Raw genomic sequence first — 248 nt, forward strand, 5'->3', positions numbered from 1 at the left:
TCGGTAGCTCAGTCGGTAGAGCAGAGGACTGAAAATCCTCGTGTCGGCGGTTCGATTCCGTCCCGAGCCACCATTTTGAAATCGCAAGCCGGCTTAGCTCAATTGGTAGAGCAACTGACTTGTAATCAGTAGGTTGGGGGTTCAAGTCCTCTAGCCGGCACCACTTTCAAAATGAGCCATTAGCTCAGTTGGTAGAGCATCTGACTTTTAATCAGAGGGTCGAAGGTTCGAATCCTTCATGGCTCACC

Annotated in this window: 2 tRNA genes; both read left to right on the forward strand. The window is 50.4% G+C overall.

Annotation, left to right across the window (positions count from 1 at the left end):
- Window positions 1–87 precede the first annotated feature (87 nt).
- Window positions 88–163 (forward strand) — tRNA-Thr (locus SB773_RS33725).
- A gap of 10 nt (window positions 164–173) precedes the next feature.
- A tRNA-Lys gene (locus SB773_RS33730) sits at window positions 174–246 on the forward strand.
- Window positions 247–248 lie beyond the last annotated feature (2 nt).

Origin of the sequence: Bacillus sp. SIMBA_074, from assembly GCF_046534555.1 — a bacterium.
GTDB classification, from domain to species: Bacteria; Bacillota; Bacilli; order Bacillales; family Bacillaceae_G; genus Bacillus_A; species Bacillus_A mycoides.